Raw genomic sequence first — 25,812 nt, forward strand, 5'->3', positions numbered from 1 at the left:
TCTTACCTTTTAAACTCAACCGATGCTTGTCTGACGTAGTAAAGTTTTCTGCGCATACTGGTCAGACTTACGAAGTAAATTGCGCTCCGCAAAACTCAGCTAATGCTTACGAAGTAAGTTTTGCTTCGCAAAACTCTCAGGAGGTGTCCGTCATGACAGAGCCCTTGTTTACCGTATCCCGCGAGGATTGGTCCCTGCATCGCAAAGGCTATCAGGATCAAACCCGCCATCAACAAAAAGTACGTGAAGCCATCAAGCAGAATCTGCCTGATCTGGTTAGCGATGAGAGCATCATTATGTCCGATGGCAAGCAAATCATCAAAGTACCCATTCGCAGTCTCGACGAGTATCGCCTTCGTTATAACTACAACAAGAGCAAGCATGTCGGTCAGGGAGATGGAGATAGTCAGGTCGGAGACGTCTTAGGTGTAGACCCGACTCCAGCCAAAGGACCCGGCAAGGGTGAAGGTGCTGGCGATCAGCCTGGGGATGACTATTATGATGCGGAAGTTGAGATGGAAGAATTACAATCAATGCTTTTTGATGAACTGGAGCTTCCCAATCTACAGCAGAAGGAAAAGGATGTGCTCACCTCCAAGGAAGTGATTTTTAATGACATCCGCAAAAAAGGGATCATGTCCAATATCGACAAGAAGCGGACCATCCTGGAAAATTTGCGGCGCAATGCAACAGCGGGCGATCCTGGCATTCACCATATCAATCCCGACGATCTTCGCTTTAAAACATGGGATGAAAAGGTGACACCGCAATCGAACGCGCTGATTATCGCAATGATGGATACGTCCGGTTCTATGGGCTCCTTTGAAAAATATATGGCGCGCAGCTTCTTTTTTTGGATGACGCGCTTTTTGCGCACCAAATATGAGCATGTAGAGATTGTATTTATTGCTCATCATACCGAAGCCAAGGAGGTAACTGAAGAGGAATTTTTCACCAAAGGTGAGAGCGGCGGAACCATTTGCTCATCTGCTTATCAGCTGGCGATGGATATGATCGATCGTCGATACCCACCTTCCCGTTACAATATATATCCGTTCCATTTCTCGGATGGCGACAATCTGACCTCGGACAACGACCGCTGCGTAAGATTGATCGGCGAGCTGGTAGCACGCTGCAACCTGTTCGGTTATGGAGAGGTCAATCAATATAACCGCAGCAGTACGCTGATGTCGGCCTATCGCAATATTCATAATCCGAAGTTCGTGCATTATGTAATCAAAGAGAAAAATGAGGTATATAAAGCGCTGCGCACCTTTTTCCCTAATGCCTCCGCCGGGAGGGCTGTGCAATGAATGGTACCGATATGCAGGATCTTCGGACGGCTATTGCTGAAATTACGGAGATTGCCACCGGCTTCGGACTGGATTTCTACCCGATGCGCTATGAAATTTGTCCCGCGGACATCATCTATACCTTTGGCGCTTATGGTATGCCGACCCGCTTTAGCCATTGGAGCTTTGGAAAAACCTTTAACAAGATGAAGATGCAGTACGATTTTGGACTTAGTAAAATCTATGAGCTGGTCATTAATTCCGACCCTTGTTATGCCTTCCTGCTGGATGGCAATTCTTTAATCCAGAACAAGCTGATTGTGGCGCACGTGCTGGCCCACTGCGATTTTTTCAAAAACAATATGCGCTTCTCCAAAACCAACCGCAACATGGTCGAAAGCATGTCTGCAACCGCTGAGCGTATCCGCCAATATGAGGTTGAATACGGAACCGATGAGGTTGAGCGGTTTATCGATGCCGTGCTCGCTATTCAGGAGCATGTCGACCCGATTATTTCCAAGCCCTATGAGGCAGGGCGATATGGCGGCGGCAAGAACAAGGAGCAATCCTCCGACCCGGACAATCGCGATCGCAAGCTGGGCTATGAGGATTTGTGGAATTTGGATCAGCCTCTCAAGGAGAAGGAAGCGCGGAACACAGAGCTGCCCAAGTTCCCACTCGCTCCTGAAAAGGATCTTGTGTTGTTTATCGAAGAGCATGCACCGTACATGGCTCCATGGCAGCGCGACATCATGACCATGCTTCGAGATGAAATGTTGTACTTCTGGCCGCAGCTGGAGACAAAGATCATGAACGAAGGCTGGGCTTCGTATTGGCATCAGCGGATTTTGCGGGAGCTGGATCTTGGCGTAGAAGAAACGATTGAATACGCGAAGCTGAATTCATCCGTTGTGGTTCCTTCACAGCACAGCTTGAATCCATATTATTTGGGCTTGAAAATGTTCGAGGATATCGAGAAACGTTGGGATCAGCCTACTCAGGAGGAACGGGATCGGCTGGGCCGCAAGGGTGGCGAAGGGCGGCAAAAAATGTTCGATGTGCGCGAATATGACTCGGATATTTCGTTCGTCCGCAACTACATGACCAAGAAGCTGGTCGATGAGCTCGATCTGTACGTCTTCGAGAAAAAGGGGCCGGAGTGGAAAATAACCGATAAATCGTGGGAAAGCATCCGCGATCAGTTGATTTATTCCCGTGTTAACGGCGGTTTCCCCTACATCGTAGTCGAGGATGGAAATTATGACCGCAACGGGGAGTTATACTTAAAGCATGCTTACGAGGGCATGGAGCTGGATCTGAAATATGTGGAAAGGACGATGCCTTACATTCAGCAGCTGTGGGGGAAAACCGTACATCTGGAGTCGATTGTCGAGGCAAAGCCTGTACTGTTCAGCTATGACGGGAAGAAGCACAACAGAAAGTTTTTGTAAGATAAATCAAATATTGCGGCCAAATAAGCATGTGTAAATTGACGAAGCTTACGTAGAGCAAAAAACATTAGCGTATTTTAGCTAATGTTTTTTGGCTTTTCCAATCCGCACAGAAATATTTCCCATCGCTTTATTGCCGAATATGTAGGGAAAATAGTAGAAAAAAAAAGAGTATCCTACAAATCGAAATATGTTAAAATATCGTTCGGGAAGTTAAATAATAAGGAGGTCAAACTGTGTCACGCATCATTCAAGTTGATGAACGTCCGCCGCTCGGCGAAAGCATTCCGCTAAGTTTACAGCATTTATTTGCTATGTTTGGCTCCACTGTGCTCGTACCTATTCTGTTTAAGGTCGACCCAGCCACCATCCTGTTGATGAACGGAATCGGGACTTTGCTTTACATTTATATGACCAAAGGAAAAATTCCTGCCTTCCTGGGCTCAAGCTTCGCCTTCCTGTCCCCAGTTTTTGTTGTATTGGGCTCTAAAGGCTATAGCTCGGCATTAGGCGGATTTCTGGTTGTCGGTTTGATTTTTACCATCGTTGCTTTGCTCATCCGTGCTGTCGGGACTCGATGGATTGACGTAATGTTTCCGCCTGCAGCGATGGGTGCCATTGTCGCCGTTATCGGACTGGAGCTGGTTCCAACAGCTGCCGGAATGGCTGGTTTTACCGCGCCAAGCGGTGCCCCGGCAGCCTGGACGCCCGACGGGACCACCGTGACGGTATCGATTTTCACTTTTGCAGTAGGAACTGTGGGTTCAGTCTTATTCCGCGGCATCTTTAGGGTCATTCCGATCTTGATTGCCATTATCGCCGGATATGCGCTTGCTGCGGTGCTTGGATTGGTACATATCAGGGAAATAGTAGCGGCTGCTGATTGGTTCAAACTCCCTACCTTCTACAGCCCAACGTTCGACTTAGCCAGCATCCTGATTATCGCTCCTGCAGCTCTGGTCGTAATCGCGGAGCATATTGGGCACTTGATCGTAACCGGAAACATGGTTGGCAAAGATTTATCCAAGGACCCCGGCCTCAGTAAATCATTGCTTGGAAACGGTGTTTCTACGATGTTATCCTCCCTGGTAGGCTCTACGCCTAATACAACTTATGGCGAAAACATCGGCGTTATGGCGATCAGTCGTGTATATTCCGTTTGGGTTATCGGAGGGGCTGCGGTGCTGGCCATAATCCTGTCCTTCGTCGGTAAAATCTCGGCATTAATCCAGACCATTCCTACACCCGTAATGGGTGGCGTTTCACTGCTGCTATTTGGAGTTATCGCTGCTTCGGGGATCCGGATGCTGGTAGAAACCAAGGTCGACTATTCCAAGCCAATCAACCTCATACTAACAACAGTAGTGCTCGTTATCGGACTTAGCGGCGCGACTCTGAAATGGGGACAATTCGAGCTCAAAGGTATGGCTCTGGCTACCATAGTTACGATTTTACTCAGCTTATTCTTCAAGCTGCTGGAAACTCTTAACCTTTCCAATGAAAAAGTATAAGGAATACCTGACCTGTACAAAAAGGATCTGAGGATTTAATCCTTCAGATCCTTTTGTTAATGAGATTGCTCAGCCACAGCTGTGAGCCCTAATAAAAGAGAGTTGACTTCTGAGCAAATTATTCCAAACTGAATAACCTGTTCATGGGTACTTGCAAATCCTGAAAAACTAAAGAATGGATGGTATCCTGCTCCGTATACAAATTACGTATCGCGTAACTTCCATCCTGCAGCGTGTACACATGAACCGTTTGATTTCCTGGATCAATAATCCAATATTCTTGCACACCATATTTCTGATATAAGTTAAACTTCTCATTGAAGTCCTTCAATGCGGTGGATGGCGATAGCACTTCGATGATCAAAGTCGGAGCACCCTGACATCCTTTCTTGGATATTTGCTCCTTGGAGCAAACAACCGAAAGATCGGGTTGAGTGACTTGATATTGATGCAGCGGAGTCCGGGCTGGAGACATATAATAGGCTTTGCCATTAATTAACTCCCACGTTCCGTCCCATGTCAGCCAATCTTGAAACGTATGTAATTTCTTTTCGTCCGGATTTGGCTTTGAGCTTAATTTGAGCGGATGCTCCCTTATGTTTATCAGTTACGGGTAAACCTGCTAATCTTGAGGCTGTTATGGAAGACAAGAGACTGCTGTTTAATTATAATAGAAAAAACTTAACAGAAAATTTGTATGAGCAAACGAATTCCATACTTGGTCTCTCTATCAATGAATCTTACTTCTAAGGTGAAGCATAGGAGGAAATACCATTTCAATAATTCCATTCTCACCAACTATAGCTATCCAGTAAACACGTCTACAAAAACAAAATAATCTTGTTCAAAACCTTCCTTGAAATAAACAAATGGTTCATTTTCTGGTGAAGTACATACATACTGGTCCCTGTTGCTCTATAAATGTAACAAGCTTTGCTGCATTATAAAATACATTTGTTTCTTATTACTCGCCACGTATACCGCGGTATATGGTTCTTCTTCAGTTCAGATTCGAATGGTATCAGCGGTTCAGGATCACTGTTAGTTTCATGAGGCATCGTTTGAGAATAGCTTTTTTATTAACCGTTTTCTGATACAATAAAGTAAAGAGTAAGTAACCGAAATGGAGATGTCAGCCATGCAATGGGAAGAAGTTCGTAATATTTATCCCAACCAATATGTGAAACTGCAAATACTCACGTCCCATACAGAAGGAAACACCAAGTTTGTAGATGACGTAGCTCTTATTCGAGCCATTCCGGACCCGAAAGAAGCAACACGAGAATTGCTTAATTCAAAGGATGGCATTATTGTCTCTCACACTTCAAATGAAGAACTGAAAATTGAGCTGCGTACACTTCGAGGGTTGCGAGGGGTCATGCACAATGAAAATTGATTTCGTTGATGGACTATTGCAAACCTCTATTACCTTAAATTACAAAGGACAAATGCTGACCATTGACAAATTAGTTATCGATACCGGAGCATCTCATACCTTGCTTTCCGCAGATGTTGTTGCTGATATCGGTGTATACTTCGAAACTGGCGACGAGATTATTAGTGCATTTGGTATAGGCGGTGAAGAAAGCTGCTTCCGAAAGTTGTTCGATAACGTCCAGTTAGGTTCTTTTCAAATTAAAAACTTCAAGCTAGATGTAGGATCTTTACATGAGAAACTTACAATTAATGGGCTTCTAGGTTTAGACTTATTGATGGAGGCAAATATCATTCTCGACCTTTCTGAACTTATCATGTACCCATCCATTGAAAAAGTCTAAGCTCCAACTGGCAGCACTATGCTTTAATCATTATTAACAAATTCAGCTCTGAAAGCGGGATTTACGCAAAAGTAAGAACAAAAACCAGTCGAGAGTTAATCTCGCTGGCTTTTTGTTCTTGTTATTCCAAACTGAATAGCCTGTTCATGGGTACTTGCAAATCCTGAAAAACTAAAGAATGGATGGTATCCTGCTCCGTATACAAATTACGTATCGCGTAACTTCCATCCTGCAACGTGTACACATGAACCGTTTGATTTCCTGGATCAATAATCCAATATTCTTGCACACCATATTTTTGATATAAGTTAAACTTCTCATTGAAGTCCTTCAATGCGGTGGATGGCGATAGCACTTCGATGATCAAAGTCGGAGCACCCTGACATCCTTTCTTGGATATTTGCTCCTTGGAGCAAACAACCGAAAGATCGGGTTGAGTGACTTGATCGGGTAATTGGTAATCTTCGCGTTCACTGAAAAAAACATCAAATGGAGCTACAAACACGTAGCAGCTCCGATTCTGAAAGAACGTCCGTAGAGCAAAATGAAGCTCTCCAACAATAAATTGATGCATCGGAGTCGGGGCCGGAGACATATTATAGGCTTTGCCATTAATTAACTCCCACGTTCCGTCCCATGTCAGCCAATCTTGATACGTATGTAATTTCTTTTCGTCCGGATTTGACACCATGCTTGACCTCCTTTTGATTCTACAAATCACATTAAGCTAATTGTATCATGGTCAAGGGGATCGTTGCTAATGCACGCGTTCATACTGCTTATATACTGTAGTAATTTCCAAAAACATCCTTGATAACCGTATACTCAGCACCGTGCTGAATTTCATCAATCCATTGGTTACCGATGGAATCAATCAATTGTTGAATTTTCGTTTGCAAGGCGTCCCAGTCAAACAAATATTGATTTGTATTTTTATCGAATTCAACATGTTGAATTTGGTACAGAATCCACCTATACGGATCTTGTACGTCAAGGTAAATAACGTCATTTTCTTGTCTTGGCTTTGGCCGCGGCACAAGTACGACCTCTTGTTCACTAATACCTTTATCATCAATAAGCGGCATCGTATAATTGAAAGTTATGAGTGTGTCCGTGAACAAATCGATATCGTTGGAAAATTTGATCGCATTGATGCTCTTAACTTTATCACCCAAGGCCGTATGTAATTCCTTGAGTTCAAATAAGGAAAATGGGATATTGGACTGTTTATTGTAGGTATCGCCAAGAACTAAGCTATTATCAAAATGGTCCACCACAAGATGCTCCTCAACAGCAATTCCAATGTTAGCTAATCTTGCCTTCGTTACCTTGATCGCAAGCTGACTGTTATCGCTGGCTATCCATCTTCGGTTCAGCTTCTCAGCAGCAATTAAAAATGACCCGCTTCCACAATAAAAATCACCTATCAATGCCTGTTCATTCGTCGACATCTCAATAATTCTTTCCATGAGCTTTTCCGGCTTTTGCGATGGGTAGAATGTATTTTCATCACCCAATGTTTCGTAAATACCGATATCGTCCCACACCGATGGCAAAAGAAGTTCATCTTTTTTCAAATAGTTACTCGTTTGACTATAAACAAACAGGCATTCATGGGACAAGCCAAACTGTGAATGAAAAGGTCGTGGGTTATTTTCCATTTTCCAGATAATCTCAGCAAGGAAATTGTGCCGGCCAAACTCTTGATCCAGCATCACTTTTACGTAATGGCCTTCTTTTTGGTAAATTTGCAGTACAAACAAACCGGTTTCACTAAGCAATTCTCTCGCTAATTGGATTCGTTGTAAATAATCCTTCATAAATAATTGTGAATCCAAATAATGACGCACACCTGCTAATTCGTCCCATGGATTAATTAAGTTGACCCCAAGCTCATCATTCGGCATGGAGAAGATCATTCCAGAGTTAAAGGGTCCATCGAAATAAATTAAATCAAACTTGCCTTTGTAGCCATCCTTTACTAATTGTTCCATGATGTACAGATTATCTCCCCGGAATAAAGCCCGCTCGGAAGATAGCTCTTTTGGGACGACATGCATAATAGCCTTCCTCCTATACGGTTTGCGAAGCAAAGTTTAATTATTGTCCTCCCATGTCGGTTGTTTAAGTAAATCCTGTATACCTTCAACGGTTAATGGCTTGCTAAAATAGAAACCTTGGACCTCATTGCACTGCTGCTCTTCAAGGAAACGTAATTGCTCGACGGTTTCCACACCCTCTGCAATTACCTTCAGCTTCAGGTTCCTCGCCATGACAATGATGGTTGTAATAATCTCCTGATTATCCGTTGTGTTTTTTATTTGATTGACAAACGACCTGTCTATCTTCAAGGTATCAATCGGAAATTTATTTAAATAGTTCAGGGACGAATAGCCGGTTCCAAAATCATCTATGGCTATTTTTATTCCTATCTTTTTCAAGGAAAGCAGCTTATTAATCACATATTCCTCGTTGTACATGGCTATGCTTTCTGTAATTTCCAGCTCAAGCAGCTCGGGCTCCAGTTCTGACGTTTGAAGGATGCTGCTGATCTTTTCCACCAGATTTTTTTGCTGAACCTGTCGAGCTGACAGATTAACGGATATCCTTAATTTAGGAAAACCCTGAACCTGCCAAAGCTTGGCTTGTTCGCAGGCAGTCTGTAGAATCCATTCGCCAATGGGCACAATTAATCCTGTTTCTTCAGCAATCGGAATAAATTCGACAGGAGAAATAAGACCGTGCTCGGGATGAATCCATCTGACGAGCGCCTCTAGCCCCACGATTTTCTTGGTTTCCAAATCAATTTGCGGCTGATAATACAGTATAAACTCATTCCGTTCCAAAGCCTTTCTTATACCGTTCTCCAACACGGCTCTTCTGACTATGGCGTCTTCCATTTCATACGCATAAAACTGATAATTATTGCGTCCTTGTTCCTTGGCGCGGTACATAGCGATATCAGCATGCTTAACTAAGATTTCCACACTATCCCCATTCTCAGGGAATAAGCTAATTCCAATACTAGGCGTAACCGATATTTCCTGGCCTTCGTAAAGCAGCGGTTGGGAAAGCAAAGTTGAAATCTGTTCGGCCTTTTCTGCAATCGTCTCCTGACTGTAGCCTAGTAAAAGCAAAATAAATTCATCTCCCCCTATGCGGGAGCCCAGTTCATTAGCCTTTAGCGTATGGGTAATTCGCTTGGAGGTTTCCTTCAGAAAGTAATCCCCTACAGAATGGCCGTACGTATCATTAATCCATTTAAACCGATCCAGATCGATAAATAATACGGCGATCGATGAATCATGTTTGGAAGCAGCTTCAATCCTTTTCTGGAACGTCTCACTGAATAAACGAAGATTCGGTAAACCCGTCAAGAAATCGTAGTTCGCATGGAATTCAATTTCTTTATTTTTATTAACCAGTTCTTGAGTATTGGTCTGCAGATTCATCGACATCGTATTAACCCGTTCTGCTAATAAACCCAATTCGTCATGTCGATCTATGGCAATTCTTGCATCAAAGTTCCCTTCCGCAACTTCATTCACCTTGTGAAGAATGCGATTGATCGGTTTGACAATGTAGCTCGCCAAAAGATACCCGATAATCGATACGAAAAACAGCACGAATAGAGAAATGATAATGTTGTCTATTATTTCTTTATCGAGAATGTCCTCGATGACCCGATAGTCGGTTACAATCCCAACGATGTAAGGACTTGCAAGTGGTGTGGCGATCGGTACAAAGGTTTTGAATACTTTTTTTCCGTTAATGACCGAGATGACGTTTTGCATTTTCCCTGTTTCAAAAGCCTTCTTTACCGTTTGGACATCCGTCTGATTCTTAAACGTATATTTGCCAAATTGTATATCTCTATTGACCAAATCAATATACTTTTGCCCATTTACTTCTGTATATACGGGTGGCAAACCAAAAGCTTTAGGATTAAAACCGGTAATTTCCAAAATGGCCTTATTGTTGCTCATGATTTTTTCCAAGGTCGATTCCGGTCCAAGAATTTGTGAGACATTTAATATCTCTGTAACCCTCATATAGGGACTGATGATATAATTGGTGGTTCCATCGTAATAATACCCCCACTTATCTACATGATCCGGATTGGAGGCAGATATATTAACAGGACCTGACCAATAATTGGGCAGCTTCTGTCCTTGGGATACCGTTACATTCTTGGTAGCAAACAGCTCCTTGAAGGCATCAAACCAATACCCCCATTCCTTGGTGCTTAAATTACGTTCTTTAGGATCCGAGGAGCGTACGCCCTTAATATCATCTCCTTCCTGCTTTAGTAGGGTAATATAAGACACACCTATTTTTTCGGAAAGTACCTTTAATTCCTCATTCGTTACCTGGTCAATATCCGGATTGAGCGCATTCTGCGCGGCTAAGGAAGCTACACGCAATTGATCACCGATCAAATCTTCAACATACTGAGATCCAAATTGAGCTTGCTCGATGGATATGCCGATTTGTTTGGCCAGCTGATCCATCTGCATCTCTTGGTCCTTTTGCAAATTTTCTCTTGTCGAGATGAAGTGAAATAAATTGTTCAAAATCATAATGACGCTCACGACAATGATAAATATACCTGCCAGCTTCTTTTTTAGTGTCAAATCCATCTCCCCAAATCATCCGATTTAACAATTAAATCTCATGCGTGAAGCATTCAAAATAATTTTTCTCTGTCTCCCATAATCCTACCTTGTACAAGTTAGGAAGCTGCCCGGATAATAACTCATTAATCACCATAACTAATACATCGGAAGTAGGATTCATATCTTTAAGCTCTTCTACATCCAAATTAAGATGCTTATGGTCAAACTTTTGAATAATGACATCGTTTACAACGTTATCCAAATCTGAAAGGTTCATAACCATCCCTGTATGCGCATCAGGTTCACCCTTAACGGTTACGTCAAGATAATAGTTGTGACCATGACCATATAAATTATTGCATTTGCCAAAAATGCGTTTATTTTCTTCATCACTTAACAAATCACTATGAAGGCGATGTGCAGCACAAAAATGATATTTTCTAGTCATAGACACCATGGAATCCAACCCCTTCTCAGCTGATAAATAATGATTTTCATGTAAAATCAATTTATATAATTCACAATCCGGAAATTTATCTACGAGTGCATACCATAAATATTCAACGATTTTTTCCGTAGTTGGCACATGCTTTTGGAAATAGGGATGCTCATGATTTAAGAATTTACCATCAAACTCTTCTTCTATAAGTCTTTTCGTAACGGTATCAATATCGGTTATATTGACAACAATACCAGACTTGGGATCAAGGCTGCCTCTAATCATAACTTCCAAAACATAATTATGACCATGACCATTTTGATGGCTGCATAATCCAAAAACCCTTTGATTTTCCTCTTCACTCCAAGTTGAGACGCGATAGAAGTGAGCAGCGGAGAAATGCAACTTTCTACTTAAATAAATCATGTATGTGTCCCACCTCATCAAAGAATCGTTTAAACTCGGGGTATTATAGTACGCCTTTAGGCGGAGTCATTTCTATTCTGTCGATTCGGATATGTAATGGTGTATTCGCGATAAAAGCAACCATACGCGCGACATCCGCGGTACTCAGCATATCTGCTTGTGAAAACCCTTCAACGTTTTTCCATAAATCGGTATAGGTAGCTCCCAAAATCAAATTTGTCGTCATCACCCGATCCTTGAACCATTCTTCTCCAAGTGCTTCCCCTAAACCATTAAGAGCATGTTTAGACGAGGTATAGAGGGATGTATTCGGAAGAGGGCTTCTTGTCATAATCGACGAGATATTGATAATTCTCCCTCCGTCTTCCTTCATTAGAGGAAATGATTTTTGTATGCAAGAAATCGGTCCAAACACGTTCGTTTGATAGACTTGCTCCCAATCATTTTTCTCAAATTCAGTAAAAGGTTTATTGATCATGACTCCAGCATTGTTGACAAGCACATCGAGTGAGCCGTGTTTTTCTTCGATGAACTTAAAGGCTTCGCTAATCGATTCCTCATCTTGCAAATCCATCTCCAGATGAAACCGATTATCACTGGTTGGTACACTGCCTCCGCGGCTTGCTGTATATGTAATAAATCCATTTTGGGCTAAGTCTGTACTAATGGCTTCGCCAATACCTCGTAATCCACCCGTTACCAATGCAATTTTTGTTTTCATGAAAATCTCCTTTAGTATTAAATGCCTGCATGAGCTGATAGTCCCCCATCAATAACAAAGGATGCGCCATTGATCATCGATCCGGACGGTCCGGCTAAGTAATTAACCATATCGGCGATATCCTTCGTACCGACTATTGCTTTCACGGGTGACCTTTCCAGTACACGAGCCAGATGATCTGTCACCTGTTCCTCCTGAATGCCCATTTCCGTTTTTACATATCCCGGGCTAATGGCGTTGCAAGTAATTCCATAAGGTCCCCACTCAGCCGCTATCGATTTAGTCAGGCCCAGAATGGCGTGTTTGCTGGTAGAATAGACGGCTGAATTGGCACCGCCCCATACACCGAAGATCGAAGATAAGTTAATGATCCTTCCGTATCCTTGCTCCCTCATCTGGGGCAGCACATATTTGGAAAATAAAAACATGCTTTTGACATTGGTGTTCATAATCCAATCCCATTCTTCTTCACTGACTTGATCAAGTGCATGGTAGGGTCCGCCTACTCCCGCATTATTAACAAGGATGGAGGGTGTCCCCCATTGATCCTCAATCGCAGCCATAGTCTCTTTAATATCATGGCCGTTAGAAACATCACATTGTATAATCTCAGCCTGTCCCCCATTAGAGCGGATGTTGTCCACGATGGTTCTCGCCGGGTCCAAACTTTTGTTGACAATTAAAATGACAAAAAAGTTTTCTGACGCCAGCTTCTCGGTAATGGCCGCACCAATTCCGCGTCCTCCTCCAGTCACAACAGCTATTTGCATGGGGCTCCACTCCTATAATGATCACAAATTCATGTCCTGCGTAATTTTAACCCTTGTTATAATCTTCGACAAAAAATGAGATTAACCTTCAAACGTTTTCACACAATTTTATTTTTATCGAGTTTACATCTCCTCTTCTAATTTACTTGATCCAAATCGGGCTGAATATAGGACCTGCGAGTTCAAATAGTCATATCTGGAAGCTCCGTCCGGGACCAACGATACAACCCTATATAGGTCGTAAGTAACTTCAACATAATGTATGTATAAACAAGGAAAAACCAGTTATATTGTTAGAGTTTGTCGAATCAAATCGAGCAAAATGAATTGACATGAAAGCGCTTTTAAAATAGAATAAATCTATTGAAAAAACGTATTAGCTAATCGTATTAGCAACCTCTGCTGAACCTGATTTTTACTTAATAGAAGCTTTGAATGGAACGGAGTCCCGTTGATTTCAGGGCTTATTAAGAATACGCCATCGCAAAAGCCTCTCGGAATTAAAATGGGAATTGAAGGGGGTTGGGAACAGCTTGTCCACGGCATGGTCCAGTTCATATTGAATTAAGTAAACCTTTGAATGAAAGGAAGTTCAGCACAATGAAATGTAAACAGCGTTTTGTTCTCATGCTATGTTTTATGATGACTTTCAGCCTGATGATGTCCGCTATTGCAGCTGCTGCTCCAACCGATCCCCTGCAAGGGATCACCAGAACGCAAATTTTCCCAGCTTCCAGCCCCATTGCAACCGAACATAACCATGGTTCGTCCATAGTAGAGCTGCATGACGGCACCTTGTTTATGGTTTTTTTTAGCGGCGACGGTGAAAGAGACGGTGATACCACCAAGATCATGGGAGCGAGATCCAAAGATGGCGGGAAGACCTGGACGCCTCCCTTCGATGTGTATGATACTCACGATTTTCCTGATATCAATCCTGTCGTCTATGTGGACCAGCAGTCAAGACTATGGCTATTTTATAACGTCGTGCTCAATGGTCAATGGGTATCTGCACAGCCTAAATATATGTATGCCGATATTGGCAGCTATGAGTATACGAACCGCTCGGGAGGAAATCCCAAGTGGCATTATCCACAGACGATTTATATGAATGTTGGGGACGCCATGTCAGGAAAAGGCTCCTATTCTAACGGACAGTGGACCTACAGGGTCAAAGGCTCAGAAATCAAATCATTAAGTCCAAGCCAGGTTACCGCAGCTACCTACCTGGATCCATCCAAATATGTCGAGGTTACCTCATGGTTCAACGCTAGTGATAAACGGTATGTGACCGACAGCTTTGTCGTCTCCATGAAACGGAAATATGAACAATATATTCAATATTTGCAGACGAATAAGCCTTATGATGATGTGTACACAGGAAGAACCCAGGAAATTATTAACTCGTTGCAAAATGGGATTTATACAGTATCGGGTGCAACCTATTCCAAATACGAGCCCCCTATTATCCAAAAATCGATTGAGCGCGCTTCCGGTGCAGATAATGATATTAGCCCCTGGAATCCAACCTACAGCAGACTTGGCTGGGAAACCAAAAACAAGCCTATTGAAATTCAATACAATAATAAAACCCGATTGATACTTCCGTTATATTCCGATTCTTTGTCCAATTCCGTTGTTGTGTACACGGATGATCGTGGAGAAACCTGGCAAATAAGCGATGCTATCGTGGGGTCAGGCACCATTCAAGGATCGTTGATTCAGTTAAAAAATGATCATATTCGCGCCTATTTTAGAAGCGGTAAGCTGGATGGCAAAAACGGGCGGCTCGCCTGGCATACTACTTATTCAGAATCCAAAGACGGTGGAGCTACCTGGGGAGTGCCTGTTGTAGATCCATATCTGAAAAACGATGGAGGCTTCGAGGTGGCCAAGCTTCCGAATGGCGACTGGCTGGCAGCTACCAATCAAGAAACGAAACGGGATGCTCAGCAAAGCGGTCATAGAAGCACCTACAGCTTGCTGCTGTCCAAGGATGAAGGACAGAGCTGGAAGTCCATCCTGATGGAATCTGACCCTACGACGAATGAAACCTACCAATATCCGGGGGTATTAGTCGACAAATTGGGCAATGCATTAATGACCTACTCACTGAGCTCGTCTTCTCCGAAGTTTGAGGTTATGGGTTTCGCAAGAACAGAAGCCCCTGAGATCGAAAAATTGTTTGGTTCCGTCATCAATGCTACCTATGGGGCACAACAGCCTGTGATCAATAATAAGCTGAACCTTCCCGTAGTCGGTAATTCCAAGCAGTTGACCTTTACTTTAACTGTGGATGGCGATGTTCAAACAGATGGTGGACTATCATGGAGCTCAGATGATACCTCTGTTGCGACAATAGACAGTACAGGCAACGTCATCGCCAAGAAAACAGGCACGGCATTGATTACTGTTGTAAGCAGAAAATATGGAACTATCTATAAATGTCTCGTATCCGTTGGGACCTTATGACCCATTTCTGTGAAGTTAATTTCAAAGGGGTAATGACAATGAATAGAAGAATTACGCTATTTTCACTACTTGTTGTATGTTTCATGCTAGCTGTAACAAGTATTCCCGTATATGCGGCTAATGCCGGCGTTCTGAAGGTTGAAGATGTGGTTACCAACATTTTCGACCCCGTGAAGGATAATGGTGATACCGGCGATCATGTTCATGGCTCCAGTATTGTGGAGTTGCCCAATGGAGAGCTGCTTTCGGTATGGTTTCAAGGCAACGGTGAACGGGATGCGACAACGACAAGAATTATGGGAGCCCGATCATTGGATGGTGGAAAAACATGGAAAACTCCGTTTGTCGTGGAGGATGCACAAGGGATAGCTGATATTAATCCTGTTGTTTATATGGACTCCGGAGATCGATTGTGGTTCTTTTGGTACCCTGTGCTCGCAGGCAAATGGTCGACCTCACAAACCCGATATGCGTATGCCGAAAAAGGAAGCTATGAATATGATCAAATCGGCAATAAGAAGCCCGTTTGGACCTTTTCAGAAGTGATTAATGTAAAAATAGGGATGAATATTGGAGATGTGGTTAATCCGAATAGCCCCGATGATTATATCAGTCCCCGATTGCAAAAAGGGTTCGTCAACACGCTAAAAGCAAAATTTGAAGAGCAAAAAGCATACATTTTTAAACCGATCGAACAAGGCGGAGCCGGTGTAAGTCAAAGGGTGAAGGGTGCCGAGTTCGATGCGCTCGTAACAGAAGTCATGCAATTGTCTGGTGGGGACCCGAACACATATTTATATGCTCCAACCGTGGCCGATTCGATCTGGAAAGGTCGCTCAGGATATCCTCTCGCCCGTCGTATTGGCTGGCAAACCAAGGATAAGCCTTATGTGCTTCCACTTGATGGAGGCAAGGTGCGCATGATCTTGCCGTTATACTCCGATACCATGGAAACCAGCATCATGGCGATCACGGAATATAATCCCGCTCAACCGCTGGAGGACAATTCTATTCACTGGGAATTTAGTGAGCCCATTGTAGGCGTCGCCAACATTCAGGCTACGATGGCCCAAAGAAAGGACGGAACCTTGGTTGCCTATATGAGAGATAATGGTCCGCGACCTTATCGGGTATTGTATGCGGAATCCAAGGATGGCGGGTTTACTTGGACCATTGCCAAAGATGTCGCCGAGCTGCAGGACCCAGGCGTTGGCCACGATTTGCTTCAGCTGAAAAACGGCAATTGGGTGTTTGTCCATGTGGATACGGAATCAACCAGAAACACATTGGCTGTAGCGTTATCCGACGATGAAGGTAAAACCTGGAAATACAGAAGACATCTGGTTATCGATACGAGAGCGAATTTAGGAAGCTATCATTATCCTGCGGTGACACAAGGTAAAAATGGAGATATCCTCGTTACGTTCAGCCGTTTTTTTACGGGAGATGATCGTAACGCTTTAGGAGAATCCTTGGCTTCTTACAAAAATATTGTGTTCTCCAGATTGACCGAAGACTGGATTAAGCAGGGCGATTGGACAAATCCGGCTAACAAGCTTGTTCGTGAGTATGAGAGCATCGACCGTGACATTGCCGTCCCTGCCTCGTTCAACATCAATACCGCTTCAGATAGTGCGATCAAGGCTATTCTGCCTTCTACTATTAAAGCGTACCTGACTTACGAGAAGGGTGCAGCGAATGCCACATTACCTTATGTAGACCTGCCTGTTAATTGGGACCTGAATGCAGTAAAAACGAATTATAAGTTAAATACGTATATTAGTAATAATTTAAATGGCACGGTAGATGAAACCCGCTTGCCTGCAGGAATTACAAGCGAGATGCTGCCCGTCTTTAAACCTTCACTAAAAGCGTATTTCTACAATGATAGCTCAGCCGTCGCGGCAACTGGCGTGTCATTGGATAACAATACGATTAGCTTGGTGAAAGGCCAATCTGCCATAGTGAAGGCTACCGTAGCTCCAAGCAGCGCAAGTAATAAAACCGTACTGTGGAGTACCAGCGATGCTAATGTCGCTACGGTCAGTAATGGAATCGTAACGGCTTCAGGCAAAGGGACGGCTGTTATTACAGCGCAAACACTGGATGGCGGCTTGAAGGCAACAGCTACCGTAGAAGTAAAGATTGCGGCAGCAACCATTAACTTGGACCCGAGCGAGCTCAGCTTATTTGCTGGACAGACAGCTGTCTTGAAGGCTACCGTAGCTCCTGACGACACAAGCTCCAAAACCTTGGTATGGAGTACCAGTGATCCCAATGTCGCTACGGTTAACGACGGAACTGTGACAGCCGTGAACAAAGGAAATGCCATTATTACGGTACAAACAGTTGATGGCGCTATAAAGGCAACCGCTATCGTAGAAGTTAAAATCGCGGCAGTACAAATTTCCTTAGACCCAAGTGAAATCAGCTTATTTGCTGGACAGTCAGCTGTATTGAAGGCTACCGTAGCTCCTGACGACACAAGCTCCAAAACCTTGGTATGGAGTACCAGTGATCCCAATGTCGCTACGGTTAGCGATGGAATTGTAACGGCTATAGGCAAAGGCTCGGCCGTTATTACGGTGCAGACTCTGGATGGCAGCATCAAGGCAACAGCTGCCGTAGAAGTCAAAATCGCGGCAGCAAAAGTCTCCTTGGACCCAAGTGAGCTTAACCTGCTCGCAGGCCAAACAGCTGGCTTGAAGGCTACCGTAGCTCCTGACGATACAAGCTCTAAAGACTTAGTCTGGAGCACCAGCGATGCCTCTGTCGCTACGGTTAGCGACGACGGAACTGTGACAGCCGTTAGCAGAGGAAATGCCATTATTACAGCCGCGGCACAGGATGGTAGTCTGGCAGCAGGCACAGCTGTTGTAACCGTGCGGTATCGCAGCAATAGCAGCAGTGGCAGCAGTGGCAGCAGTTCGAGCGGAACTACTGTTGTAACAACGCCAACGGATACCCCAGCAGATGAAACCAAGCAGCCTGAGCAGCCGGAATCAACTGCAAACCAACAGCCTATTTTCAAAGATTTGACCGGCTATTCATGGGCTCAAGAAGCCATCCAAGCTCTAGCGAGCAAAGGTATTGTGAATGGAACCTCGGATCAAACCTTCGATCCAGGCAAAAACATTTCGAGGGCCGATATCTTGACGATGCTGGTAAGAGCATTGGGTTTAAAAGCAGCGTTTACCTCCAACTTTGATGATGTCAAAAAAGACGATTATTTCTATGAAGCACTGGGGATATCGAAAGCTCTCGGGATTACAAACGGGGTTGGCGACAACAAATATCTTCCGAGTGAGGCGATTAGCAGACAAGATTTGATGGTACTGATTGCAAGAGCTTTAAACACGACTCAACATGTAATTGCAAAAGGAACGATTAATGATTTACAAGCTTTTACAGATGCTTCAAGTATTGCCGATTATGCAGTTGAGAGCATTGCTTCGCTTGTAAAAGCAGGGATTATCGAAGGCAGCGACAATATGATTAATCCTAACGGCAAAGCAACAAGGGCAGAGGTGGCTGCCATTATATTCAGAATCCTGAATCATCTCAAATAGCACTTATAGAGGTAGTTCAAAAAGTCCCCTTTGATCACGAGGTCTCACTAGAAGCCTACTCGGCATCGAATCTTGCATTCAGGCTCGAAGTGCGGTGCTCATTTAGGTTTGCCTAAACTCTGCTCCTCCTGCTTCACCTTCTTGCAACATTCTCGGTGCTGAAAGGCAACTTTTTGAACTCGTACTTAAATGGCAGGGGCCGTCTTCAGAACAATTGGAGACGGCCCCTTATTTATTCCGAAGCCCGGGGAAGCAGGAGCTGAAACGTCGTTCCCTGCGATGAGCTGTCCTTGAGGATCAGCTTACCGTCCATCGCAGTCGCCAGCATCTGACTTATCGTAAGCCCTAGGCCCAAACCGCGTACGGCAAGCTTTTTGTTAGATCCTCGGTAGTATCGTTCATAAATGTTGACTTGCTCGTCGGCCGGTATGCCAGAACCGTTATCCGCTATCTGAACCTCATACATCGTGCTCGAATATTCCTGTAAGGAGACCGAAATGATACAATGCCCTTTGGCTGCTTGCCAGCTGTTATTTAGCAGATTAACAATAATTTGTTGAATACGTCCGGCATCACCACGGGAAATCAGCTCACGATTGGGGATATCGAACCGTATTTCCAGATCGTCTTCTTGGTGGATCAGGCTCCACTGATATACGATTTCTCCCAGCAGCTTGCCCAGATCGATGGCTTCCGATTGATTGCGTACATGACCGGATGCAAAAGCATTGAAATCCAGCAAGTCCGATACCATCCGTTCCAGTCGCTGCGTTTCCTTTAGCGAAATATCGAGAAATTCATCGGCCTCGTCTGCGGTTACGACTTGATCTTGAATCGCACGCAATAAACCTCGTATCGAGGTAACCGGTGTTCTCAGCTCATGAGTTACCCCCGCCAGCAGTTCTGTGCGCAAATGCTCCAATTGCTCCAGCCTTGCAGCCATAGCATTAAAGTAGACAAGCAGCTCATGAATCTCCTGCTCCTTGACGTTGTCCTGCAGCATTAACGTGTAATTGCCCGATTGGATTTGTTTAAATGCATTCACAACCGCATATATGGGCTGTGATAATTTACGCAGCAGCAAATAAAGGATGAGCCAGCCGAGCAGTCCTGATATGAGGAGCAGAGAGGTGATCAATCCATACTGCTGGCTAATATCGGTTAGCTCTATCTTGGCATAAGAAACGGCGATCGATCCAATAACCGAATTCGATCTGTAGATAGGGGTAACAATCGTATATTGGTTGCCGATATGGCTCACAATGACCCGGTCTGCAAGCGGCGGTGGAGATGGAAAAGCCGGATCAGCTCCAGAAGCTCCTGGCATATTGTTCGGGATGTTTGAGGGTGCAGCCGGTTGCCCCGTATTAGGCGTGGGGGGTGGGGGCGGCGGATTCCCGCCTTCTTGAGCGGGTGGTCCTGCATCGATGGGTGCAGATTTATAGAACAATGCACTGCCCGATTGGTTGAATACCGTTAAACCGAATTGTCCGGGAAGCTTGTATGTTCTTTGATTCAGATCAATCCACTTATAGAACTGCTCGGGTATGACAATTTGCCCATCGCTTGTAACATAATCCGCTGCCTGTTGTGAAAAGCTCTGGATATTGTCCAATCGACTGGTCAGAGCTTCATGCTGAAGCCACAAAACCGATGCGACTCCGATGATGAGCAAACCGATAAATAAAGTCAGAACATAACGCAGCGTCCAGTATCGGAGCAGCGTGCTTCGTTTAGGTTGTCTGGTTGGCATAGAACTGGTACCCCGTTCCCCGCAATGTCCGAATTTCACCTTCTTCCGGAGGCATATGAAGCAGTGCCTGGCGCAGACGTTTGATGGCGTGATCCACCGCGCGGTCGCTTCCCTCGTAGTCCATCCCCCATACCCGTTCGATGAGCTGCTCACGACTAAAGATTTGGTTCGGATGCTCCGCCAGAAAAAGCAGCACCGCCAAATCCTTGGGCGTCAGTGACAAGCTTACTCCGTTCAAATAAACAGTTCGCGACTTGAAATGGATTCTCAGACTGCCGTAATGCTTCTGATCCTCTGCAATCAAGGTTTGTGAAGGCCTGCGCAGCACAGCATGAATTCTGGCTACGACTTCTTCCGGCTCAAACGGCTTCGTCATATAATCATCGGCTCCGCTGTTCAACCCGGCAAGTCGATCACTTATGTCACCTCTGGCCGTTAGCATAATGACAGGGCAAGCGTTACGGCTTCGCACCTCGCGAAGCACCTCCCACCCGTCCATTCCCGGCAGCATCACATCCAATAGGATCAGTACAGGCTGAACGGTTCCAAGCTGATCGACTGCCTCATCGCCCCGACTGCAGACGACACAATCATAACCTGCTTTTTTTATATAAGCTGACAGCACCCGAGAAATGGCGGGCTCATCTTCCACAATCATGATCGTTTTCATAGCAAGACCCCTTCTACCGTGAGAGTCATGAAGCAACTCTGTTCTTTGAATATTTTAACACAAAAGGCCGATTGCAAGAGCTATAAATCACAGCTTATGGACAGTATGGAATAAGGTTCATGTCATCAATGATGGCAAGAACCTTATTCCATATCCAAGCTTTCTTATTTCACAACTATTGAATGGTAATTGCTGATATACTTCCATTTGTTGTGAAATCTTTGGTGTACGATAATGTAGCGGTTGCCGTTATTTTACCATTCGGTCCCATTACGGTGATCGTTGGATTTGAAGAATAGCCTGATCCCGGATTCGTAATCGTCACACCGGTCACAACACCGTCTGTTACATTAACCGTTGCTGTCGCTTGAGTCTTTGGCCAGGTTCCACCATTTCTGCCGTTATAGCGATAATAGTTGGATACCTCATCCAATCGTTCATTGGTAATCCCATAGGGAGCCAGTACTTTAAGTAAGGCTGCCTTATTTCGTTGAGCTTCATCATCAGTTGGACCCCTATCCAATCCGGCAGGCGTCACGCCGCTGAATGCTTCTCTGAACACCTCTGTAGGAACCCCAAGAGCCGCTGCTATAAGCACAACCGGTCTACCTTTGTCCTGTGGATCTGTACTAAATCCCCCTGATATAACGACTGAATTCGCCGCTTGTTCAGGATTACTGCCTTCAACTACAGGAGCTGGCTCGTTTCCGCCAGCAGGGTCTGCGGGAGCCTGTGCTCCTGGCGCTCCACCACGCTCTGGTCGAGGAGCCGGCTTCTCCCTACCGGGCTCAGCCGGTTTGTTGGATGCGTGACCTTTATCATTGGGACGTGGAGGCGGTGTCAGTCCAAGCTCGTGAACTTTATCGCGATCCTTGTCGCCGATAGCTTTTACGATGTCCTTTAATTCCAAACCTTCCGTATTTACAGCCAAATCTGCTGCGGTTTTCAGGATCGCTTCGGATTGGCCGGCAAGCTGCTGCTGATAAGCTTGTAGAGCCTCATTGTTAGGAGGAGCATCACCTAGTTGATGCTGAGCGGAAGGACGCGGTGGTGGCGGTGCAGACGCATTATCCTTGGCTACTACCACGGCCCCACAAAAAATCGTCAGAGCCAGTGAGCTGATGAGTCCTATACTAATCATTGATTTTTTCATTGAATTCGCTCCTCTTTTTTTAAAAATTGTTTCTTACAACTTCAATATAAAGGGCTAATGTGGCAGCAAGATGGTAGAAACCGCAACATCGCATCTATTTTTTAAATTGGCAAAAAAACATGCATCGCTGCATGTCTTCTCATTTTATTATGGTTCTGGATACACATCCTGCATGGAAATCAGTTATCGTTGAATACAACGCGTAAATATCCGTCCGCTTGTTTGGCCATAACTGTTTCATCCTATCTTTGCTGTGGATTGACCTTATTCTTGCTTCTATTCTTCAATGCTTCTATTCTACAAGATTACCGAAAAAAGACAACGACCGCCTCCCCTTATGGAGAAGCAGTCGCGGTATTAAAGCCTTTTATGGTAGTCTTCTGGGCAATAAATCTCGGATTATTTACTTAAACTTCATATAATCGAACCATGCCTCTTTTAGCTTCTTACTGTAATTATCCGATGTTCCGTATTTATTTGCTTCGTAAATTTGCTTTTGGATGAGCTCAAGTCATTCCTGGCTTGCTCGATCTCAAGCTTTATTTTCGACTTGTTTCCTTGCCATAGCGTATGAATATCCACACCCCCAGCAAAATGAACAGACCTGCGCCCAACTGAAAAAGTGTCAGCCTCTCATTAAGCAGCAGCCAGGCCAATACCGAAGCGACAACCGGCTCACCCAGAATCGCCATGGATACGGCTGAAGCATTCATATATTTTAACAACCAGTTGAATAAATAATGGCCGAAAAGCGTTGGAATCAAAGCCAGCAATATAAATAAGCCCCATTCACTCTGAGCATATCCCCCAAATGAAAAATCATTGAAGACGTTATACAACGCAATCAAGCTCGCGGCAAAAGCAAACACCCAAAAGTTGTACACATAAGCACTGATATGCTCTCGTAACTGCTTGCCCAGCAGCATATGCATGGATATCGCGATCACACTTAAAAAGGACAGCATATCCCCATACAAAGCAGCGCCAGATAAACGCAAATCCCCGATCCCAATGGCAAATGATCCGGCAAGAGCAATCCCCATTCCGATGATCATCGCCCGATTGGCGTGCAAACGCAAGAAATAAAAGGAACCGAGCATGACCACAATCGGCTGGAGAGTCAAAATTACGGTAGAGCTGGCTACAGTTGTAAAACGGAGCGAGCCCATCCACAATAGAAAGTGCAAACCTAAAGCAGCGCCCGCTACCACCAGCAAACCCCATTGTCGTAGAGTAAGGCGGGCAATTTCCTGCTTGTATTTCCATATAAACGGGAGCAGCATCAAATTGGCCAAATACAGCCGGTACATGGCGATGACGGACACCTCAGCTTGCGACCACTTGATAAAAATGGCGGAAAACGAGATAGCCACTATACCCGCAATAAAAAGTATTTCCAGCGTATGTCCGTTTCTTATCGAAGGCTTCAACTTCACTTTCCTTTCTACCACCAGAATTTAGGATAGGCCCGTTGTCGGCTCAGGTTATTCACAATGAGCGCGATCAAGACGATCACCATCGAACCGACAAGCACGGGTGAGACAATAAATGACCAAGCGCTGCCACTCATCATGACCACAAGTGGATCAGCACCCGCTGGAGGATGTGTGGTTCGTGTAAGCATCATCAAGCTGATAGCCAAACCAACGCCTAGTGCCATAGCCGTAACGCCGTGTCCCAAAAATTGGTTGACCGTTAATCCTGTCACCGTGGAGATAAGATGTCCTCCGATAATATTTCTCGGCTGCGACAATGGCGAATCCCACAGACCGAATGCGAGAACACAGCTTGCACCAAAGGGTGCCATAATCCAAAGACCAGCATTCATATCTGTTAACCACGCCAGAGCTGCTATCGTCAAGCTCCCCCCGACAAATCCCATTATGACGTTACGTATGTGAATAACAAGTGGCGAATGGCCCTCCCCCTTCATTTTTCGCAAAAAAATCAGTAAGCTTCCCATCTCCATAACCTCAGCTCTCATTGAATTATAAAATAACCACTTAACTGTGTAACTTTAGTATCTAAAATACTTGATTTATGATAAGATTGTCAATAAGAGGTTGAAAAAAAATGATCGGTTGTGTAGTGTCAAATTAATCGATTTTGGTGAAACGGGGTTGTATACGTGGATTATCCTATAAAATTAACTATCGATCCGACTGTGGCGTTGGAAGCGAATATACAAGTGAAAGAACAGCTCAAATGGTTAATTGGCATCGGTCATATTTCCCCCGGAGAGCTGCTGCCCTCGACTAATGTGCTCGCTGCTCAGCTTGGACTCAATCGAAATACGATTAATTGGGTCTATCATCATCTCCAGGAAGAAGGAATCGTTTCGATGCACAAAGGCCGCGGCACGCTTGTGCTGGATAATCCACAGACAGACGAGCTGAGGCGCAGCAGAATGCTCATGCATGAATTGCTTGAGCGTACAATCGAAGAGGTACGGCTCAAATCGATCAACGCCGAAGCGTTTTTCACGGCCTCCCTTGCTTACGGATTAATGCAGATATCGGAACAGACTACGGCCAGGAGGCTCCTGTTTGTAGAGTGTAAGGAGCATGACCATCCTTTTTACAGCAATGAGATCAGAAGGGTAACAGGAGCCGAGGTGAAAACCATCTTTCTCGAGGATATCGAATCGTCTGACACCGTTCTTACGGATGCACTGAAATTTTCGACTATGGTAGTAACGACTCTCAACCATCACGAGCAGGTCAAACGACTGCTCACTGGAAAGGAAGTCAAGCTGTGTGTCATTGGGGCTCAGGTCGAAACCTCTACATTTCTCGAAATTGCAAGGTTAGTAGAGGGTAGTCCTGTTACTTTTGTTTGCCTTGGAAAAGCCGGAGGCCAATGGATGGCGAAGCGCGTTCATGAAGCGGGACTTCATTCCATTAAGCCCTACGCTGTTGGCATTCATGATCATGCACAGCTTCTTGCGTGCCTCGAGAACTCAGAACACACCTATGCTTCTGCCGCCGTATACAGCAAGGTTAGAGAGCTGGCCCCAGATAAGGTGCGCCGCTTTCCCATGCTGCTGGAAAAAAGCAGCGAAACGCTGCTTATCGATTTTTCCCAACCAACCAAATAACTAGTTAACTATGTATTTTGATATAAGTTTCGTTATCTTGCTGTTACATTCCGTAAAACGTACAAATGTTCCTTTTTGGGGTTATACTGTGTGT

At 44.6% G+C, this 25,812-nt stretch carries 20 protein-coding genes; 8 read left to right on the forward strand and 12 right to left on the reverse strand.

Annotated features, from left to right (window positions below):
• Window positions 1-152 precede the first annotated feature (152 nt).
• From yhbH to uraA, 3 genes are all read left to right on the forward strand, one after another.
• On the forward strand, window positions 153-1,313 hold the full coding sequence (gene yhbH / locus NST47_RS30545) for a sporulation protein YhbH (RefSeq protein WP_076234467.1): 1,161 nt from the start codon (window positions 153-155) through the stop codon (window positions 1,311-1,313).
• On the forward strand, window positions 1,310-2,743 hold the full coding sequence (locus NST47_RS30550) for a SpoVR family protein (RefSeq protein WP_341158499.1): 1,434 nt from the start codon (window positions 1,310-1,312) through the stop codon (window positions 2,741-2,743). The genes yhbH and NST47_RS30550 overlap by 4 nt, the downstream gene beginning before the upstream one ends.
• Window positions 2,744-2,979: 236 nt before the next feature.
• The gene (uraA, locus tag NST47_RS30555; RefSeq protein WP_341158500.1) at window positions 2,980-4,254 is read left to right on the forward strand and encodes a uracil permease; all 1,275 of its coding nucleotides are present in this window, start codon (window positions 2,980-2,982) and stop codon (window positions 4,252-4,254) included.
• A gap of 118 nt (window positions 4,255-4,372) precedes the next feature.
• On the opposite strand, the gene NST47_RS30560 is transcribed toward uraA, so the two are convergent.
• Complete coding sequence (locus NST47_RS30560; RefSeq protein WP_341158501.1) at window positions 4,373-4,729, reverse strand: Uma2 family endonuclease; 357 nt, start codon at window positions 4,727-4,729, stop codon at window positions 4,373-4,375.
• A 663-nt stretch (window positions 4,730-5,392) separates the two neighbouring features.
• Here NST47_RS30560 and NST47_RS30565 point away from each other — a divergent pair.
• Both NST47_RS30565 and NST47_RS30570 read left to right on the forward strand, forming a co-directional pair.
• On the forward strand, window positions 5,393-5,650 hold the full coding sequence (locus NST47_RS30565; protein WP_341158502.1) for a hypothetical protein: 258 nt from the start codon (window positions 5,393-5,395) through the stop codon (window positions 5,648-5,650).
• Window positions 5,640-6,032, forward strand: coding sequence for a retropepsin-like aspartic protease (locus tag NST47_RS30570; protein WP_341158503.1), 393 nt, complete (start codon window positions 5,640-5,642; stop codon window positions 6,030-6,032). The genes NST47_RS30565 and NST47_RS30570 overlap by 11 nt, the downstream gene beginning before the upstream one ends.
• Before the next feature lie 121 nt (window positions 6,033-6,153).
• Here the strand turns inward: NST47_RS30570 and NST47_RS30575 are convergent, their stop codons facing one another.
• From NST47_RS30575 to NST47_RS30600, 6 genes are all read right to left on the reverse strand, one after another.
• Window positions 6,154-6,723: a Uma2 family endonuclease gene (locus NST47_RS30575; RefSeq protein WP_341158504.1), complete on the reverse strand. Its 570-nt coding sequence runs from the start codon at window positions 6,721-6,723 to the stop codon at window positions 6,154-6,156.
• Window positions 6,724-6,811: 88 nt separating this feature from the next.
• Entirely contained in the window at window positions 6,812-8,092 is a 1,281-nt protein-coding gene (locus NST47_RS30580) for a DNA methyltransferase (RefSeq protein ID WP_341158505.1), read from the reverse strand.
• Between the two features lie 36 nt (window positions 8,093-8,128).
• A complete protein-coding gene (locus tag NST47_RS30585) occupies window positions 8,129-10,672 on the reverse strand; it encodes a putative bifunctional diguanylate cyclase/phosphodiesterase (protein WP_341158506.1) in 2,544 nt (847 codons plus the stop codon).
• Window positions 10,673-10,697: 25 nt separating this feature from the next.
• Entirely contained in the window at window positions 10,698-11,513 is an 816-nt protein-coding gene (locus tag NST47_RS30590) for a 6-carboxytetrahydropterin synthase (protein WP_341158507.1), read from the reverse strand.
• Window positions 11,514-11,556: 43 nt separating this feature from the next.
• Window positions 11,557-12,234 (reverse strand): SDR family oxidoreductase, encoded by a 678-nt coding sequence (locus tag NST47_RS30595; protein WP_341158508.1) that lies wholly within the window; start codon window positions 12,232-12,234, stop codon window positions 11,557-11,559.
• 17 nt (window positions 12,235-12,251) lie between these two features.
• The gene (locus tag NST47_RS30600) at window positions 12,252-13,004 is read right to left on the reverse strand and encodes an SDR family NAD(P)-dependent oxidoreductase (protein WP_341158509.1); all 753 of its coding nucleotides are present in this window, start codon (window positions 13,002-13,004) and stop codon (window positions 12,252-12,254) included.
• Window positions 13,005-13,604: 600 nt separating this feature from the next.
• Here NST47_RS30600 and NST47_RS30605 point away from each other — a divergent pair.
• Both NST47_RS30605 and NST47_RS30610 read left to right on the forward strand, forming a co-directional pair.
• Entirely contained in the window at window positions 13,605-15,476 is a 1,872-nt protein-coding gene (locus NST47_RS30605; RefSeq protein ID WP_341158510.1) for an exo-alpha-sialidase, read from the forward strand.
• 38 nt (window positions 15,477-15,514) lie between these two features.
• Window positions 15,515-19,045: an Ig-like domain-containing protein gene (locus NST47_RS30610; protein WP_341158511.1), complete on the forward strand. Its 3,531-nt coding sequence runs from the start codon at window positions 15,515-15,517 to the stop codon at window positions 19,043-19,045.
• Between the two features lie 232 nt (window positions 19,046-19,277).
• Here the strand turns inward: NST47_RS30610 and NST47_RS30615 are convergent, their stop codons facing one another.
• The 5 genes from NST47_RS30615 to NST47_RS30635 all read right to left on the reverse strand — a co-directional run bounded on the left by NST47_RS30615 (window position 19,278) and on the right by NST47_RS30635 (window position 24,584).
• Window positions 19,278-20,798 carry a sensor histidine kinase gene (locus NST47_RS30615; RefSeq protein ID WP_341158512.1) on the reverse strand — a complete coding sequence of 507 codons (1,521 nt, stop codon included), beginning with the start codon at window positions 20,796-20,798 and terminating at the stop codon, window positions 19,278-19,280.
• A complete protein-coding gene (locus NST47_RS30620) occupies window positions 20,779-21,468 on the reverse strand; it encodes a response regulator transcription factor (protein ID WP_341158513.1) in 690 nt (229 codons plus the stop codon). Before NST47_RS30620 ends, NST47_RS30615 begins: the two co-directional genes overlap by 20 nt.
• A 175-nt stretch (window positions 21,469-21,643) precedes the next feature.
• On the reverse strand, window positions 21,644-22,621 hold the full coding sequence (locus NST47_RS30625; protein ID WP_341158514.1) for a hypothetical protein: 978 nt from the start codon (window positions 22,619-22,621) through the stop codon (window positions 21,644-21,646).
• A gap of 539 nt (window positions 22,622-23,160) precedes the next feature.
• Window positions 23,161-24,051, reverse strand: coding sequence for a DMT family transporter (locus NST47_RS30630; RefSeq protein ID WP_341158515.1), 891 nt, complete (start codon window positions 24,049-24,051; stop codon window positions 23,161-23,163).
• A gap of 14 nt (window positions 24,052-24,065) precedes the next feature.
• Window positions 24,066-24,584 carry an HPP family protein gene (locus NST47_RS30635; protein WP_341158516.1) on the reverse strand — a complete coding sequence of 173 codons (519 nt, stop codon included), beginning with the start codon at window positions 24,582-24,584 and terminating at the stop codon, window positions 24,066-24,068.
• A 165-nt stretch (window positions 24,585-24,749) separates the two neighbouring features.
• Here NST47_RS30635 and NST47_RS30640 point away from each other — a divergent pair, with 165 nt between their 5' ends.
• Window positions 24,750-25,718 (forward strand): GntR family transcriptional regulator, encoded by a 969-nt coding sequence (locus tag NST47_RS30640; protein WP_341158517.1) that lies wholly within the window; start codon window positions 24,750-24,752, stop codon window positions 25,716-25,718.
• Window positions 25,719-25,812: the final 94 nt, after the last annotated feature.

It is taken from the genome of Paenibacillus sp. FSL H8-0034, from assembly GCF_038000305.1.
Lineage (GTDB): Bacteria > Bacillota > Bacilli > Paenibacillales > NBRC-103111 > Paenibacillus_S.